The sequence below is a fragment of the Pseudomonas sp. SID14000 genome, from assembly GCF_002165135.1.
Classification (GTDB): domain Bacteria; phylum Pseudomonadota; class Gammaproteobacteria; order Pseudomonadales; family Pseudomonadaceae; genus Aquipseudomonas.
The window spans coordinates 96,524-113,487 of sequence record NZ_NFZQ01000009.1 but is presented as its reverse complement, the minus strand read 5'-3'; the positions used below and the strand labels follow the sequence as shown (position 1 = coordinate 113,487).

At 62.7% G+C, this 16,964-nt stretch carries 16 protein-coding genes; 10 read left to right on the top strand and 6 right to left on the bottom strand.

The annotated features are described in order from the left end of the window. Nucleotides 1-356 precede the first annotated feature (356 nt). From CAY82_RS15110 to CAY82_RS15100, 3 genes are all read left to right on the top strand, one after another. Nucleotides 357-851: a hypothetical protein gene (locus tag CAY82_RS15110; protein WP_087501941.1), complete on the top strand. Its 495-nt coding sequence runs from the start codon at nt 357-359 to the stop codon at nt 849-851. Nucleotides 852-973: 122 nt separating this feature from the next. Beyond that, nucleotides 974-1,180 (top strand): DUF3079 domain-containing protein, encoded by a 207-nt coding sequence (locus CAY82_RS15105; RefSeq protein ID WP_063914479.1) that lies wholly within the window; start codon nt 974-976, stop codon nt 1,178-1,180. A gap of 289 nt (nt 1,181-1,469) precedes the next feature. Then, on the top strand, nt 1,470-3,134 hold the full coding sequence (locus tag CAY82_RS15100) for an FMN-binding glutamate synthase family protein (RefSeq protein ID WP_087501940.1): 1,665 nt from the start codon (nt 1,470-1,472) through the stop codon (nt 3,132-3,134). A 127-nt stretch (nt 3,135-3,261) separates the two neighbouring features. Here CAY82_RS15100 and CAY82_RS15095 read toward each other — a convergent pair whose 3' ends face one another. After that, nucleotides 3,262-4,581, bottom strand: a complete 1,320-nt coding sequence (locus CAY82_RS15095) for an OprD family porin (protein ID WP_087501939.1) — start codon at nt 4,579-4,581, stop codon at nt 3,262-3,264. 504 nt (nt 4,582-5,085) lie between these two features. Here CAY82_RS15095 and CAY82_RS15090 point away from each other — a divergent pair. Then, nucleotides 5,086-7,164: a TonB-dependent siderophore receptor gene (locus CAY82_RS15090; RefSeq protein WP_087501938.1), complete on the top strand. Its 2,079-nt coding sequence runs from the start codon at nt 5,086-5,088 to the stop codon at nt 7,162-7,164. Between the two features lie 71 nt (nt 7,165-7,235). Here the strand turns inward: CAY82_RS15090 and CAY82_RS15085 are convergent, their stop codons facing one another. Further along, nucleotides 7,236-7,433, bottom strand: coding sequence for a hypothetical protein (locus tag CAY82_RS15085; protein WP_087501937.1), 198 nt, complete (start codon nt 7,431-7,433; stop codon nt 7,236-7,238). 185 nt (nt 7,434-7,618) lie between these two features. Next, nucleotides 7,619-8,725, bottom strand: a complete 1,107-nt coding sequence (gene aguA, locus CAY82_RS15080) for an agmatine deiminase (protein WP_087501936.1) — start codon at nt 8,723-8,725, stop codon at nt 7,619-7,621. 280 nt (nt 8,726-9,005) lie between these two features. Between aguA and rfbC the strand changes: the two genes are divergently transcribed. The 4 genes from rfbC to CAY82_RS15060 are packed head-to-tail and all read left to right on the top strand — an operon-like array spanning nt 9,006 to nt 13,266. After that, entirely contained in the window at nt 9,006-9,551 is a 546-nt protein-coding gene (gene rfbC / locus CAY82_RS15075; protein WP_087501935.1) for a dTDP-4-dehydrorhamnose 3,5-epimerase, read from the top strand. Between the two features lie 42 nt (nt 9,552-9,593). After that, a complete protein-coding gene (locus tag CAY82_RS15070) occupies nt 9,594-11,408 on the top strand; it encodes an ATP-binding protein (RefSeq protein WP_087501934.1) in 1,815 nt (604 codons plus the stop codon). After that, nucleotides 11,405-12,811, top strand: a complete 1,407-nt coding sequence (locus CAY82_RS15065) for a sigma-54 dependent transcriptional regulator (protein ID WP_087501933.1) — start codon at nt 11,405-11,407, stop codon at nt 12,809-12,811. The genes CAY82_RS15070 and CAY82_RS15065 overlap by 4 nt, the downstream gene beginning before the upstream one ends. Beyond that, on the top strand, nt 12,811-13,266 hold the full coding sequence (locus tag CAY82_RS15060; protein WP_087501932.1) for a YiiD C-terminal domain-containing protein: 456 nt from the start codon (nt 12,811-12,813) through the stop codon (nt 13,264-13,266). Before CAY82_RS15065 ends, CAY82_RS15060 begins: the two co-directional genes overlap by 1 nt. 33 nt (nt 13,267-13,299) lie before the next feature. Here CAY82_RS15060 and cysQ read toward each other — a convergent pair whose 3' ends face one another. Next, nucleotides 13,300-14,118: a 3'(2'),5'-bisphosphate nucleotidase CysQ gene (cysQ, locus tag CAY82_RS15055; protein ID WP_087501931.1), complete on the bottom strand. Its 819-nt coding sequence runs from the start codon at nt 14,116-14,118 to the stop codon at nt 13,300-13,302. Continuing rightward, nucleotides 14,115-14,681, bottom strand: coding sequence for an ADP compounds hydrolase NudE (nudE, locus tag CAY82_RS15050; RefSeq protein WP_015268611.1), 567 nt, complete (start codon nt 14,679-14,681; stop codon nt 14,115-14,117). The genes cysQ and nudE overlap by 4 nt, the downstream gene beginning before the upstream one ends. 64 nt (nt 14,682-14,745) lie before the next feature. Here nudE and yrfG point away from each other — a divergent pair, with 64 nt between their 5' ends. Then, complete coding sequence (yrfG, locus tag CAY82_RS15045) at nt 14,746-15,426, top strand: GMP/IMP nucleotidase (protein WP_087501930.1); 681 nt, start codon at nt 14,746-14,748, stop codon at nt 15,424-15,426. A gap of 93 nt (nt 15,427-15,519) precedes the next feature. On the opposite strand, the gene lysM is transcribed toward yrfG, so the two are convergent. Beyond that, entirely contained in the window at nt 15,520-15,960 is a 441-nt protein-coding gene (gene lysM / locus CAY82_RS15040; RefSeq protein ID WP_087501929.1) for a peptidoglycan-binding protein LysM, read from the bottom strand. 170 nt (nt 15,961-16,130) lie between these two features. Between lysM and fdhD the strand changes: the two genes are divergently transcribed. Continuing rightward, nucleotides 16,131-16,961 (top strand): formate dehydrogenase accessory sulfurtransferase FdhD, encoded by an 831-nt coding sequence (gene fdhD / locus CAY82_RS15035; protein WP_087501928.1) that lies wholly within the window; start codon nt 16,131-16,133, stop codon nt 16,959-16,961. Nucleotides 16,962-16,964 lie beyond the last annotated feature (3 nt).

Sequence of the window (16,964 nt, the reverse complement as noted above, 5' to 3'; positions counted from 1 at the left end):
GCTCACCGAAAGGTGGGCCTTTTTTGTTTTCAGAGTCGCCCAACCACATCAGCCTTGGCCTTGAGGTCGATGCGGTCGGTGTAGGAGCTGGCTTGCCTGCGATGGGCTGCGCAGCGGCCCCCAACGATCCCAAAGAAGAGCGCAGGCTGAGACCAGACACGTCTTCCAACATAAACGCTTTGACTCGCCCACCCGACCCCGCCACGATTTATCGTAAATTTTAGATTTTCCTGCTGAGGCGTAATACCAGCGAGGCGATGACTGTGCCCTCGAATACGGCGCATGGGGCCCGGCATTGCGACACCTCCTCGCTCGATTACTCGCTAGAAAAACTCTGGGCGCTTGTGTCCTCTGACATGCCCCCCTCTGATCAACATGCCCGTCAGGCACTTGAGCACCTGGTCGTTCAAGCTACAAAAACCTCGCTGGACAAGCTCGACAAGGCCGTTGCCGAGACTTTCGCTCTCCTCTTCTGGTACAGAAACGAGGATATGCGCGAAGCACTGGAAAATCGCTTGAACATGCCAAGGCTCGCCCCCGTAAGGAAGCGGCGCCTGATGTATCTGGTTGACCGGCTTCGCCGTTTCCCATGCATGAAGCCGGAACAAGCCGAGCAGATGAAGAAGCTGGTCACCCGCTGGAAGGACCTGGCTCAAGATCTGAATGGCAAACAGGTAGAAAAGGCGCAAGCGGTAAACCGTTACGACAAGGTTGCTGCTACCTGGGGCGTGGCTGAGCCCGTATCCAGCCTGATGAGCCTGGTACTAGACCTGCAAACCCGGCACTTCGTAGATGCCCATCATCTGCCGAATGGCTATGCCCAGTTGGCAACGCGTCCACCTCAACACTGATCCGATAATGTTGGGTCAGTTGCTTGTAGTGGCTGTACTCCTCCCCAAGATTGATCTCAATCAAGCCTGACGCCAGCACGCAGCATAGCCTGAGATCAGTCAGCCCTTGAGGGACGGAAACCATGGCCAAGAAATTCCCCACAAACCCCAGCCACCCGGAGCGTATCTGCTGGGGCTGCGACCTGTATTGCCCGGCCAAGTCATTAGCCTGTGGCAATGGGGCGAGTCGGACCATGCACCCGGTGGAACTGTTTGGCGAGGACTGGGACAGTTTCGAGGACCGGCTGGAGAAGCCGATTGATCGCGAGCAAGGGACTGGGCCCAGGTGAAATGGAGCCGCTGTGCGGCCCATAGCCGGCAAGCCGAGCTCTCATAGAACTGCACATAGCTCATTGAATTAGCAGGGCCCTGTGGGAGCGGCTTTAGCCGCGAACACCGGCGCAGCCGGTGCCATGCACCGCGTTGGATTCTTCGCGGCTAAAGCCCACATGGACCGCATCTGCCTTGAACCATGTACAGAGCCCTACATTCAGGTAACAGTCTTTTACCGATTACCCAGGTTTTCCCCTCCCCGCCTTTGCCTATCCTATGCCCGGTCATCCTGCCTGCGATGGACCCATGAAACACTCTCTACCCAGCCGCTACGCCTGCCTCGCCCTCTGCCTGCTATTCACCTTCGCCAGCCTGCCGCTGCTACCCCAGCATGCCTGGCTGTGGCCGTTGACACTGATCACCGCGCTGCTCAGCCTGGTCGGCCTGAACGACCTGCGCCAAAGCCACCACGCCGTGCGCCGCAACTACCCGATCCTGGGCAACATCCGTTACCTGATCGAAACCATCCGCCCGGAAATCCGCCAGTACCTGATCGAAGGCGACGACGACAAGCTGCCGTTCTCCCGCTCGCAGCGTTCGCTGGTCTACGCCCGGGCCAAGAACGAAAGCGCCGAGAAGGCCTTCGGCACCCTCAACGATGCCTACAAGCCCGGCTTCGAGTTCATCAGCCATTCCATGCTGCCAGTGGCCACGCCAGACCCGGCATCGTTCCGCATCGCCATTGGCGGGCCGCAATGCCGCCTTCCCTATTCGGCGTCGATCTTCAATATCTCGGCCATGAGCTTCGGCGCCCTCAGTGCCAACGCTATCGCTGCCCTCAACCGCGGTGCGCGCATGGGCCGTTTTGCCCATGACACCGGCGAAGGCAGCATCAGCCCGTACCACCGCGAACACGGCGGTGACCTGATCTGGGAAATTGGCAGTGGCTACTTCGGCTGCCGCACCGAGGACGGCCGCTTCGACCCGCAGCGCTTTGCCGAGCAGGCGCGCTCGCCGCAGGTGAAGATGATCGAGATCAAGCTCAGCCAGGGCGCCAAGCCGGGCCACGGCGGCATCCTGCCGGGGCACAAGGTCAGCCCCGAAATTGCCGCAACCCGTGGCGTGCGCGTGGGTGAGGATTGCATCTCGCCGGCGGCGCACAGTGCCTTCCGCACACCCGTCGAGTTGCTGCACTTCGTTGCCAGCCTGCGCGAGCTGTCGGGCGGCAAGCCGGTGGGGTTCAAATTCTGCCTGGGCCACCCTTGGGAATTCATGGGCATTGCCAAGGCCATGCTGGCCACTGGTATCACCCCGGACTTCATCGTCGTCGATGGCAAGGAAGGCGGTACCGGTGCGGCGCCACGCGAGTTCAGCGACAACATGGGCGTGCCGATGCGCGAAGGCCTGATGTTCGTGCACAACACCCTGGTCGGCCTGAACCTGCGCGCCAGTATCCGCATTGGCGCGGCGGGCAAGATCGTCAGCGCCTTCGACATCGCCAGCGTGCTGGCCATCGGGGCGGACTGGGTCAACTCCGCGCGCGGCTTCATGTTCGCCATCGGCTGCATCCAGTCGCAGAGCTGCCATACCAACAAATGCCCGACCGGCGTGGCCACTCAAGACCCGCTGCGCCAGCGCGCCCTGGTGGTGCCGGACAAGGCCGAGCGGGTGGCCAGTTTCCACCGCAACACACTGCATGCGCTGGCCGAAATGTTGGCTGCCGCGGGCCTGGAACACCCTTCGGAGCTCAAGCCAAAACACCTGGCGCGGCGTATCAGCCCCAGCGAAATCGGGCTGTTCTCGGATCTGCACACATTCCTCAAGCCGGGCGAATTGCTCAGTAGCTCGATTGAAAGCGAGTTTTATGCGCGGATGTGGCGGATGGCGCGTAGTGACAGCTTTGCGCCGGAGACTGGGGAGGGAGAGGTGAAGGTTGCCGGGGTACGGCGCAGGGAAGTGGAGCCGGCGTGAAAGCCGGGGGCCGCTTTGCGGCCCTTTCGCGACACAAGGCCGCTCCTACAGGAGTACGTAATCTCATGTAGGAGCGGCCTTGTGTCGCGATGGGCTGCAAAGCAGCCGCTAGGCCATCAGATCAGGATCAGAAGATGCTGATCGGGTACTCGACGAATACGCGGACTTCGTTGCCGTCGTCGTTGTAACCGTTCTGCTGCACGGCGTTGTTGGTACGCACGAACGAGCTACGCAGCTTGATCGACAGGTCCTTGGCCGGGCCGTCCTGCACCACGTAACGGATCTGGTTGAAGATCTCGCGTTCTTTACCTTCACCGAAGCCCTGCGGGTTGGCGACGTTGCGGGTGTTGATGTTGTCACCCACCACGTAGGCCAGCTTGTAGGTCAGGCCCGGGATGCCGTAGGCACCGAAGTCCAGGCCGTAGCCCAGCTGCCAGGAACGCTCGTCTTCGGCGTTGAAGTCGGACCAGTACGAGTTGGCCAGGTAGATGGTCGAACCACCGTCACCCACGCCACCCTCGTTCTGGTACCAGCCGTAGTTGTAGCCGGTGCTGCCAGTGCTGCGCTGGTGGGCGATGGTGAACGAGTGCGCACCGTACGCGTAGGTGGCTGCCAGGCTCCAGATGGTGTTGGAGTCGCCGTTCAGGCCAGCGGATTTCACGAACTTGTCGTCGATGTCCGACTTGTAGCCATTGAAGTCCAGGGTCAGGGACTGGTCGTTGGCAATCGGGAAGACATAGTTCAGGCCGAGGTAGTGCTTCTTCATCACGTCTTCGTTGTCGGCGGTGTACAGCGAAGCGGTGAAGTTGTCGGTGAACTTGTAGCTACCACCGAGGACGTTGATCGACTTCAGGCCACCACCGTCACGGCGCTCGGCGCTCTTGCGCGCTTCCTGGGTGAAGCGGCCGGCGTTCAGTTCCAGGCCCTGGATCTCTTTGGAGGTAATCAGGGTACCGGTGAAGCTTTCTGGCAACAGACGGGCGTCGTCGTACTGCAGCACTGGCAGTGCCGGCATCTGGTCACCGTACTTGAGCACGGTGTTGGAGATGCGGAACTTCACTGCAGCGCCACCACGGGCCAGGTTGTGCGGCGAGTTGGCGTTGCCATTCTCGTCCTTGAAGTCCGAAGGCTTGAAGAAGTCGACACCGGCGCCACCGTTGTGGCCCTTGCCGCCGTCCAGACGCACGGCATACAGGCCGAATGCATCTACGCCGACACCGACGGTGCCCTGGGTGAAGCCGGAAGAGAAGTTCGCGATGACGCCCTGGCCCCATTCGATCTGGTCGTCGGTGCCGTGTTTCTTGTCGCGGTTGATGTAGGCGTTGCGCAGCAGGACGTTGGCGTGGCTGTCCTCGATGAAGCCTTTGCTGTCGGCCTGATCATTGGCCTGTGCCTGGGTCGCGGCGATCATCGCCAGGGCGACCAGGCTGATCCTGGTTTTCAACATGTTGTTTTCCTTATTTCTTAATCAAAAACGCTCTGCAATATGACGCCAGGAACCAACGCCCCTTCGTAGGTTCGACGCTATGCGGATCCAGACTGGAAGGCCTGCCGGTAATCACACGGCGGCCTCTGGCAGCAGCATGGCCAAGATCATGGCCAGCAGGCGTTGGCCGAATCCTAGCCGCGTGCGATTACAAATGTCAAAAAGTCGTGAAATGCAGGTTGATATAACCAAAATCACCGACGGTCCCAGCGCATTTCCATACCGGGTGGCGCTATCAGTGGGCAATTTATCTCTCGTGCGAAAAGTCCTTTTGATCGAACGGACAGTTTTCCTGTTCAGACGCTTTCGCAGCGCAAGGTTGCTCCTACCGGGGCGCGCGGGGCGGCAGAGGTTGTTACAAAGGGACACATATGTAAATACAAGCCTTTACAAATCCACATGCAATAGTAAATAGCAAGCATTACCATTCGCGCTTATTTTCACCTGCTAGCTCCGGATGCGCCCATGCTTGTACCTTGCCGCCTTTCCCCCCTGACGCTTGGCCTGTCGCTGCTGTTCAACGCTGGCCTGGCCAGTGCCACCACCACCACCCTGCCGGAACTGTCGGTCACCGCCGACAGCGAACGCGAGAAAGACACCCCCCGGGTCAAGGAGGTAAGCACCGCGACCCGCACCTCGACGCCGGTACGTTATGTGCCGCAGGCCATCGACACGGTGAAGACCGCCAATGTGCTGGATTACGGCAGCAATACCCTGGGCAAGGCGCTGGAAGGCATTCCCAACGTCAGCAGCGGTGCCGACACCCGCTTCGACAGCGTGCGCATCCGCGGCTTCGAGGCCAGCAACGACTTCTACCTGGACGGCATTCGCGACGACAGCCAGTACATTCGCGACCTGCATAACATCGAGCGGGTCGAAGTGCTCAAGGGGCCGGCAGCGGTGCTGTATGGCCGTGGCAGCCAGGGCGGTATCGTCAACCGGGTCAGCAAGGCACCGGAGCATGGCCGCCGCTCGACCATCGAGGCACAGGCCGGCAGCGAAGACCTGCGCAGCCTGTACGCCGACCTCAGCGCCGACCCCAGCGACACCGTCAGCCTGCGCCTGAACATGGGCAACCAGGACAACAACAGCTTCCGCGACGGCATCGACGGCAGCCGCCAGCTGTTCGCCCCGTCGATCAGCTGGCAGGTCACCCCCGACCTGAACTGGCTGGTGCAATATGAATACAGCCGCTACAACCGCACCCCGGACCGTGGCATCCCCGGGGTCAACGGCCGCCCGGCCGATGTCAGCCGCAGCACCACCTATGGCGATACCCAGCGCGACTACATCGACGACCGCGCCCAGTCGCTGCGCTCGCGCCTGAACTACCAGCTGAACGAAACCTGGCAGTTGCGCCATACCCTGGGCTTGTTCAAGCTCGACAGCGAGTTCGACAACACTTACGTCACGGGCTACAACGCCAGCACCGATGTCTTGACCCGCCAGCGCTGGCAGCAGGACCTTAACACCCGCAACCTGTTCAACAACCTGGAGGCCGAGGGCGACTTCGACACCCTGGGCCTGGAGCACAAGCTGTTGCTGGGCCTGGAGTTCGGCAACCAGAAGCGTGATCCGGTGCTGTATAAGGCGGTTGACCAAGAACTGCAGGGCCTGGGCAAACCCGGCCGCAACCAGCAACTCAATGGCAACCTGGCACTGTGGAGTGACAACCACACCGTGGTCGATAGCCGCGGCCTTTACCTACAGGACCAGATCCGCCTGAACGATCAGTGGCAGGTTCTTGCCGGCGTACGCTTTGACCAGTTCGAAGTGCAGACCACCGACAAGGATGGCCGCCGCGAACCACAGGACAGCAATAGCACCAGCCCACGCCTGGGCGTGGTCTACACACCGTGGCGCGACCATTCGCTCTACGCTTCGTGGAGCAAGACCTTCTCGCCGGTAGGTGGTGGTCTGATCGGCATCACCCCAGGCGCAAAGGGCAACGGTAACGACGCCAAGCCGGAAGAAACCCGGCAGAAGGAAATCGGGGTGAAGAGCGACTGGCTCGACCAGCGGCTGACCACCACCCTGGCCATCTACGAGCTGGAACTGTACAACCGCCGCACCCGCGACCCGCATAACCCGGCAAACATCCTGCTCAGCGGCTTGCAGCGTTCGCGCGGTATCGAGTTGACCGCCACCGGCAATATCGTTGGCAACTGGTATGTACGCGGTGGTATCGGCCTGCAGGATGCGACCATCGTCAAGGACAACAACGGGCAGGAAGGCAACCGCATCAATGACGTGGCCAAGCGCAACGGCAGCCTGTTCGTGACCTGGAAACCGGAGCTGGGCTGGTACGCCGAAACCGGCCTGACGCTAGTGGGTGAGCGTTATGCGGACAACCAGAACACCACGGTGTTGCCGGGGTATGGCCGTTGGGATGCATTGGCGGGGTACCGCACCCATGACTGGGATGTGCGGGCGGCGCTGAGCAACATTGCCGACAAGACCTACTACAGTTCGGCGACCAGTGCAGCGCAGATCCAGGTAGGTGACCCGCGCAGCCTGGTGGTGACCGGCAGTTACAGCTTCTGATCTTTGTTGCCTGTACCGGCCTCTTCGCGGGCACGCCCGCGAAGAGGCCTTTACAGGTGATACCGATTCGATCAGTGCCACACCGCCATCAGCGCCTGCATTTCTGCTTCGCTGATCAGCCCTTGAGGATATCGTCCGGCAAGCAGACGTCGTGTGTCGGTCGTCCTGACCCTGATGCTTCCATGGTGTTTCAACCACTTCGCCACAAGCTTGAGCGATTGGTGATTCACTGCCGATGGGCGCAAAGCCGACTCACTTGCTGCGTTCATTTCTACACGTACTCCCTAGCCCGTGAGCAGCTAATTTAGGTAAGTATTGTTACAGATCCGAGAGCGCGGCATGGCCGAGCTATCTAACTGAAAACAATACAAAAAATATGCCACCACTGGCCTCCGGGTGCCTCCTTCGAAAAAAAAGGCCCGTCATATGACGGGCCTCTTCATTCACAGTGCGCTCAACGCTTGACCGGCGCCGGTTGCTGCTGGGTCAGGCAGTGGATGTTGCCACCGCCCAACAACAGTTCGCGACCAGGAATCATCACCACCTCGTGGTCGGGGAAAATCTTCGCCAGGATCGCTTTGGCCTCAGCATCCGCCGGGTCGTCGAAGCTTGGCGCGATGATGCCGCCGTTGACGATCAGGAAATTCACGTACGAGCCGGCCAGGCGCACTGATGGGTCACGCTCCTGGCTGCCGGCCACCTGATCGACACCGGCACACTCTTCGGCAGTGGCGAACAGCGGGCCCGGGATCGGCATCTTGTGCACGATGAACTCACGGCCCTTGGCGTCGCGGGTGTTCTTCAACACCTCCATGGCGGCGTGACAGCGTGCATAGTTGGGGTCGTTGGAATCATCGGTCCAGGCCAGTAACACTTCGCCCGGGCGCACGTAACAGCAGAAATTGTCGACGTGGCCATCAGTCTCGTCGTTGTACAGGCCATCCGGCAGCCAGACCACGGTGTCCACCGCCAGATGGTCGCGCAGCACCGCTTCGATCTGCTCGCGGTTCAGGTGTGGGTTGCGGTTGCGGTTAAGCAGGCATTCTTCGGTGGTAATCACGGTGCCTTCGCCGTCCACGTGGATCGAGCCGCCCTCGAGCACGAAGCCTTCGGTGTGGTAACGCTGGCAGCGTTCCATTTCCAGCACCTTGGCCGCCAGTTCCTCGTCGCGGTTCCACGGTGCGTACAGGCCACCGTCGAAGCCGCCCCATGCATTGAAGCCCCAGTCCACCCCGCGCACTTCACCCTGGTCGTTGATGACGAAGGTCGGGCCAGTATCGCGCACCCAGGCGTCGTCGTTGCTGATCTCGACCACGCGGATGTTCGGCTGGTCGAGCTGGCGACGGGCATTTTCGTACTGGCCAGCGGAAACCGCGACGGTTACCGGCTCGAAGCGGGCAATGGCCTTGGCCAGAGTCACATGGGCAGCCTGCGCCGGCTTGCCGCCCAGGCGCCAGTTGTCCGGGCGCTCCGGCCAGACCATCCACACCTGGGTTTGCGGGGCCCACTCGGCGGGCATGTGGAAACCATCGGCACGGGGAGTGGAGTTGAGGGTTTTCATGGTTGACCTCTGTGATGGCCCTGAGCCGGACTGTGCTGGGGCGTTTGCTAATTTATAACCGATATATATCGATATTTGAAGCCCGAAAATCGCGAAATACGCGAACAGGTAGCATCAATAAACCGATAACAATCGACACAATTACAACCGTGCCCAAGGAGCGAGACGGCATGACATCTACCATAGCCAGACCTTGTGAAGCCCGTTACAGCGCAATGCGGAAAAAACCGGCGAGACCGGCTAGGGTCAATACGTGGGTAAAACGGGCCAGCGAACCGCTATGAACATAATCCCTACCGCAATCCCTGAAGTACTGATCATCGAGCCGAAGGTTTTCGGTGACAGCCGTGGCTTTTTCTTCGAGGCATTCAATGCCCGTGAGTTCGCCCGGCAAACCGGCGTGAATGTCGAGTTCGTCCAGGATAACCACTCACGCTCCATCAAAGGTGTACTGCGCGGGCTGCACTACCAGGTAGAAAATACCCAAGGCAAGCTGGTGCGGGTGGTGCAGGGGGAAATCCGTGATGTTGCCGTGGACGTGCGCAAAAGCTCGCCGACCTTCGGCCAATGGGTCGCGGTGCAACTGTCGGCCGACAACCATCGCCAGTTGTGGATTCCACCCGGTTTCGCCCATGGTTTTGCGGTGATGAGCGAGTCGGCCGAATTCCTCTACAAGACCACCGACTACTACAACCCGGGCGCCGATCGTTGCATCCGCTGGGATGACCCGACGCTGGCCATCGACTGGCGGCTGCAGCAGCCACCGGTGCTGTCAGACAAGGACAAGCTCGGCCTGCCGCTGGCAAAGGCGGAACTGCTGCCTTAACTAGCGCATAATTGCGTCAGACTTTTCTGACGCCTTTACGTGATGATTGCAAAACCCACGCCCCCACGCCGTCCCCGTTGGCGCAGCCTGGCCCTGTTGGCCCTGTGCCTGGCCCCATTACTGTGGCCCCTGCATCACCTGGCCGAACGTTACTACCAGGAAGAACTGGCCTCGCAGAACCGCCAGACCCTCGACCTGTATGTCGCCAACCTGCTCGGTACCCTGCATCGCTACGAAACCTTGCCGCAGATACTCGGCGACCTGCCGGCGCTGCGCGGGGTACTGGCCGACCCGTTGCGCCTGGAAGCGGTGACCAACGCCAACCGCCTGCTCAAGGACATCGTCCAGCAGACCGGCGCCGAGGTGATGTACCTGATGGACGTCAGCGGCAACACTCTGGCCGCCTCCAACTGGGACAAGCGCGACAGCTTCGTCGGCCGCAACTTCGCCTTCCGCCCCTACTTCAACGAAGCCATGGCCGGCCGCCTGGGGCGCTTCTTCGGCCAAGGCACCACGTCGGCCAAGCGCGGCTACTTCTTTGCCGCTGCCGTGCGTGACCGTGAACGCATCGTTGGCGTACTGGTGGTCAAAGTCGACCTCGACCACACCGAAACCCTGTGGGGGCGCACCCCCGAGCAGCTGTTGCTGACCGACCACAATGGCGTGGTCATCCTGACCTCGCGGCCCGACTGGCGCTTCCGCGCGACCCGCGCGCTGACCGAGGCCGAGCGCCAGGCCATCATCGCCATCCAGCCCTACCCGACCCAAGCCCCACAACCGCTGGTGCTCAACCCGGACGCCTGGATCAGCCAGACCCGCGATATCAAGGAAACCGGCTGGCAGGTCAGCATCCTTGCCCCGCGCATGCTGGTCGACCGTTCGGTACAAACAGTGATGGCCATCGGTGCTGGTACCCTGCTGGTGCTGATGTTGCTCGCCGGCCTGGTGATGCAGCGACGCCGCCACTACATCGACCGCATCGACTTCGAGGCCCGTGGCCGCCAGGAACTGGAAAAACGCGTGGCCGAGCGCACCGCCGACCTCGAAGGCCTGAACACCCGGCTCAAGAGCGCCGTACTGGAACGCGAGAACGCCCAACAGGAGGCCGTGCGCGCCCAGGACGAACTGGTGCAGGCCGGCAAGCTGTCGGTACTCGGCACCATGTCGGCCAGTATCAGCCACGAGCTCAACCAGCCACTGGCCGCCATCCGCAGCTACGCCGAAAACGCCGAGATCCTGCTCGACCACCAGCGTATCGAGGACGCCCGCGGCAACCTCAAGCTGATTGGCGAGCTGACCGGGCGCATGGCGTCGATCATCGCCCACCTGCGCGCCTTCGCCCGCCGTGACCGCCATGCCCCGGAGAGCGTGGCCCTGCAGCCGGCCCTGGACGATGCCCTGGCGCTATTGGCCAAGCGCCGCCGGGCAATGGCCGTCGAGCTTATCCGCGACCTGCCGGAAGCCACCTTATGGGTACAGGCCGGCGAGACCCGCCTGCGGCAGGTGCTCGGCAACCTGCTGGCCAACGCCCTCGACGCCCTGACCGAAAAGGCCAATCCGCGCCGCCTGTGGCTAAGTGCCGAGCAGCGCGATGACTGCGTCTACCTGTACATTCGCGACAACGGCCCCGGCTTCAGCCGCCAGGCCCTGGAGCACGCCAAGGAGCCATTCTTCACCACCAAGACCCGCACCCAGGGCCTGGGCCTGGGCCTGGCCATCTGCGAAAGCCTGATGCGCGCCCTGGGCGGTGAACTGCTGCTGGCCAACCACCCGGAAGGTGGCGCACTGCTGACACTGCAGCTGCGTGTGGCCGCGCCTGGCGCTACTTTGCCCAATTCGGAGGACCCCTCGGCATGACCACCGAGACACTGATCGACAGCCGAGCCCAGGTCATCCTGGTCGATGATGATCCGCACCTGCGCCAGGCCCTGAGCCAGACCCTGGACCTGGCCGGGCTCAAGGTCGTCGCCCTGGCCGATGCCCAAGGCCTGGCCGAACGCATCGAGGCCGACTGGCCCGGCGTGGTGGTCAGCGACATCCGCATGCCGGGCATCGATGGCCTGCAGCTGCTGGAACAACTGCACGGCCGTGACAACGAGCTGCCGGTGCTGCTGATCACCGGCCACGGCGATGTGCCGCTGGCGGTGCAGGCGATGCGCGCCGGCGCCTATGACTTCTTGGAAAAACCCTTTGCCAGCGACGCCCTGCTCGACAGCGTGCGCCGCGCCCTGGCCCTGCGCCGCCTGGTGCTGGACAACCGTAGCTTGCGCCTGGCCCTGAGCGACCGCCAGCAACTGGCCACCCGCCTGGTAGGCCAGTCGCCGTCCATGCAGCGCTTGCGTGAGCAGATCGGCGCCCTGGCCGGCACCCGCGCCGATGTGCTGATCCTGGGTGAAACCGGGGCAGGCAAAGAGGTGGTGGCCCGTGCCCTGCATGACCTGTCCAGCCGCCGCGACGGACCGTTCGTGGCGATCAACGCCGGCGCACTGGCCGAGTCGGTGGTCGAAAGCGAGCTGTTCGGCCATGAGCCCGGTGCGTTCACTGGCGCGCAGAAACGCCGCATCGGCAAATTCGAGTTTGCCAACGGTGGCACGCTGTTTCTCGACGAAATCGAGAGCATGAGCCTGGATGTACAAGTAAAACTGCTGCGCATGCTGCAGGAACGGGTGGTCGAGCGCCTGGGCGGCAACCAGCTGATCCCGCTGGACATCCGCATCATCGCCGCGACCAAGGAAGACCTGCGCCAGTCTGCCGACCAGGGGCGCTTCCGCGCCGACCTGTATTACCGCCTGAACGTGGCGCCGCTACGTATCCCACCGCTGCGCGAACGCGGCGATGACATCCTGGTGCTGTTCCAGTACTTCGCCGACGCCGCCAGCCAGCGCCATGGCCTGCCGCCGCATGCCCTGCAGCCGGCCCAGCGCGCCATGCTGCTGCGTCACGACTGGCCCGGTAACGTGCGCGAGCTGCAGAACGCCGCCGAGCGTTTCGCCCTTGGCCTGGAACTGGCCCTGGACGGCCAGGCGCCACCTGCGGCAATGCCTTCGGCACCGATACCGAGCGGCAACCTCAGCGAACAGGTCGAGCAGTTCGAACGCTCACTGATCGCTGCCGAACTGGCCCAGCCACACAGCTCCATGCGCAGCCTGGCCGAGGCGCTGGGCATCCCCCGCAAGACCCTGCACGACAAGCTGCGCAAGCACGGCTTGAGCTTCGACGGCGGTAGCGGCGGGCATGACGATCAAGAGGACAACCGTTAATGAACAGCGATAGCCAGTACCTGCAGTCCGTCCTGCATGGCGACATCCCCCTGACCCGCGAAATGGGGCTGGAAGTGCTCGATTGGCAGCAGCACACCCTGCGCCTGCAATTGCCGCTGGCGGCCAACGTCAACCACAAGAGCACCATGTTCGGCGGCAGCCTGTACTGCGCCGCGGTGCTGGTGGGTTGGGGCTGGCTGCACCTGCGCCTGCGCGAGTCGGGGATCGATGACGGGCATATCGTCATCCAGGAAGGGCAGATCAGCTATCCGCTGCCGGTTACCGGGGCGGCGGTGGCGCGGTGTGCGGCGCCGGATGAGAAGACCTGGGAGCGTTTCGTGACCCTGTACCAGCGCCGCGGCCGGGCGCGGTTGACGCTGGAGACCACGGTGAGCAATGCCGGAAGCGACGAGCCTGCGGTGAAATTCAGCGGCCAGTACGTCCTGCACCGCTGAAACTGGAAGGCTGTCGCGATCCTTGTGGGATCGTCAGATCAGGCTCAGGAAGGCTTGACGCCACACAGCATTGGCCGGCAACGCCAGGAAATACGGGTTAAGCAACGACTCCCGCGGCGGGTACCGGAACGGCAAGCCATCCAGCCCGATCACCTCGCCCCCGGCCCCTTCCACTACACCCTGCGCCGCCGCGGTATCCCACTGCGAGGTCGGTGCCAGGCGCGGATAGCAATCGGCGCTTCCCTCAGCCAACAGGCAGAACTTCAACGAACTGCCGATATTGGCCAGCTCCAGCTCACCCACCGCTGCCCCCAGCCCAGCCAGCAGCGCTTCCTGTTCCGGGCTGGTATGGCGACGGCTGGCGACCACGGTGAAACGCTCACCCACCGGCGGCGCGTTGCGTACCTGGATCGCCTGGGCGGCCTCACCCGCCTCCGCACGCCAGGCGCCCAAGCCGCGACCACCGAAGTAGCAGCGCCCGTTGCTCGGCATGGACACCACGCCAAACACCACCTCGCCGTTTTCGACCAGGGCGATGTTGACCGTGAACTCCTCGCTGCCGGCGATGAATTCCTTGGTGCCGTCCAGCGGGTCCACCAGCCACCAGCGGCTCCAGCCCTGGCGCTCGGCCAACGGAATGTTGCAGTCCTCTTCGGACAGCACCGGGATTTGCGGCGCCAGCGCCAGCAGGCCATCGGCAATCACCCGGTGCGCCGCCAGGTCGGCGGCGGTGACCGGCGAATCGTCGGCCTTGTTGGTCACGGCCACATCGGCGCGCCAGAACGGCAGGATCGCCTGGCCCGCCAACAGGGCCAGCTTGACCACTTCGTGCATCAATTGCAGGTCGTTCATGCTTCCAGCAGCCCCCGCTGAATCAGCAGGTCACGCGCCAGGTACAGCGCCGCCAGGGCACGCCCCTCGGTAAACTGCGGGTGCATGGCCAGGGCCGAGAGTTCGCGCAGGTTGACCTTGTCGACCCGCATCGGCTCCGGCTCGTCGCCTTCCAGGCGCTCCTCGTACAGGTCGCTGGCCAGCACCACCTGGATCTTCTGGCTCATGTAGCCCGGCGACAACGAAAGCTCGGTCAGGTGCTCCAGCTGGCGCGCGCCAAAACCGGCTTCTTCCTTGAGCTCCCGGTCGGCTGCCGCCAGCACGTCCTCACCCGGCTCGATCAGGCCCTTGGGCAACGACAGCTCGTATTCGTCGGTGCCGCCGCAGTATTCCTCCACCAGTACCGCGTGCTCGGCATCGAGCATGGCCACGATCATCACCGCGCCATAGCCATTACCCCGGCCCACCAGACGCTCGTAGGTGCGCTCGTTGCCATTGCTAAAGCGCAATTGCACGGCTTCGACGCGGAACAGGCGGCTGCTGGCGACTATTTCGCGGCTGAGGACGGTGGGTTTCTGGCGCATGGGGCGGCTCCTTGGCGTGAACGGGTTACTATACCGTGGCTTGCCGACTGATCGAGAGTTTCCCATGCCTGTTCTTCCCTGGTCTGCCATCGATACCGTCCTGCTGGACATGGACGGCACCCTGCTCGACCTGCATTACGACAACCGCTTCTGGCTGGACCACCTGCCCCAGCGCTATGCCGAGCTGCACGGGGTAAGCCGGGCCATGGCGGAAATGGAGCTGCAGCCGCTGTTCGAGCGTAATGCCGGTACGCTGAACTGGTATTGCCTGGACTTCTGGAGCCGCGAGCTGCGGCTGCCGATCCGCGAACTGAAACAGGAAATCGCCGACCTGATCGCCCTGCGCCCGGATGCCGACACCTTCCTGGCAGCGATCCGCGACGCGGGCAAGCGCGTGGTGATGATCACCAATGCGCACCGGGATTCGCTGTCGCTGAAACTGGAGCGGGTGGAGCTGGCGCCGTATTTCGAGCGGCTGATCAGCTCGCATGACTATGGCTACCCGAAGGAAAGCCCGCAGTTCTGGGATGCCTTGCAGGCAGACATAGGCTTTGAACCGGGGCGCAGCCTGTTCATCGATGACACCTTGGCGATTCTGCGCAGTGCGCGACGGTTTGGCGTGGGGCATCTGCTGGCGGTGCGCCAGCCGGATAGCCAGGCAGGGCCGCGGGATACCGAGGAGTTTGCGGCGGTCGAGGACTACCGGGAATTATTGGTAGGCCTGCACGGGCCTCTTCGCGGGTAAACCCGCTCCCACAGGATCACCACAGGCCTGAACTGTGTGCGATCCCTGTGGGAGCGGGTTTACCCGCGAAGAGGCCGGTACAGGCTGCAGATATCATTCAGGAATACGCAACACCTGCCCCGGATAGATCTTGTCCGGGTGCTTGAGCATCGGTTTGTTGGCCTCGAAGATCTTCTGGTACTTGTTGGGGTCGCCATACACCTGCTTCGAAATGGCACTCAACGTATCACCCTTCGCTACCGTCACGAACCGCGCCGCCTGGGCCACCGGCCCGGTCACGGTAATCTGGTCATCGACAGTGGCCACGCCAGCGATGTTGCCCGCCGCCAGGATGATCTTCTCTTTCTCCTCCTGGCTGGCCACCTCGCCCTTGAGGGTGATCGTGTCTCCCTCTACAGTGGCCGTGATATTCGGATTGCCCAGACCGACACTCTCCACGTGTTTCTTCAACTGCTCTTCGGCATTGGCGTTGCCGGGGGTCAGCAGGTCGATCAACTTCTCGCCCGCTTCCTTGACGAAACTGAACAAGCTCATAGCGCTCTCCTTGTTGACGAAACCTCGGACACAGCAGTCTAGGCCAGCTTTTCTCCTACCGCCCCATGCGACCAATCGACGCGGTCTATCAAGGCATAGACCTTAGCGATTAGACGCCGCCGGCCCGCCCGCCTAGGCTTGTGCTATCAGAAAGCTGCCGATAGCCCCCGATGAACAGCAAACCTCCGGTCTGCGCGGCCTCATCGCCCTTGTCCATGCCCGCCGCCAGCAACACCTACGATTACATCCAGCTCAGCGACGCCAGACGCGACAGCACGCCCTTGGCCGAAGAAGTGGCCCTGGCCATTGCCTACAACGGCCTCAACCAGGCGGTGATGCTGGTCAGCCCCACCGACCTGGAAGACTTCGCCGTCGGCTTCAGTGTCGGCAGCGGCATCGTCGAAGGCACCACGGAAATCTACGACCTGAAGCTCTCCGGCAGCGGCTCGGCGATGTATGCCGACCTGGAGATTTCCAGCCGTGCGTTCTGGAACCTGAAAAACCAGCGCCGCCAATTGGCCGGCACCAGTGGTTGCGGCCTGTGCGGGGTCGAAGCGCTGGAGCAGGCACTGCCAGAGCTGGCCGAACTGCCTGGCGCACCCTTGCCACCGGCACAATGGCTGGTCGGCCTGCGTGAACGCATCGATGCCTTTCAGCCCCTTGGCCAGCACTGCGGCGCGGTGCATGCAGCGCTGTTCATGGACCGCCACGGCGAACTGCTGCTCGGCCGCGAAGATATCGGCCGGCACAACGCCCTCGACAAGCTGATCGGCGCCCTGCTGCGCCAAGGCATCGACAGCCAGGGCGGCCTGGCCATCGTCACCAGCCGCTGCAGTCTGGAGCTGATCCAGAAAGTGTTGCGGGCCGGCATCCAGACCCTTGTCAGCCTGTCAGCACCCACCGGCCTTGCCCTGCAATGGGCGCGCAAGCACAACCTCAACCTTATCCATCTGCCCAAGCACAGCGCACCGCGGGTCTACAGCCCAGCGGCGGAGTCGTAACAG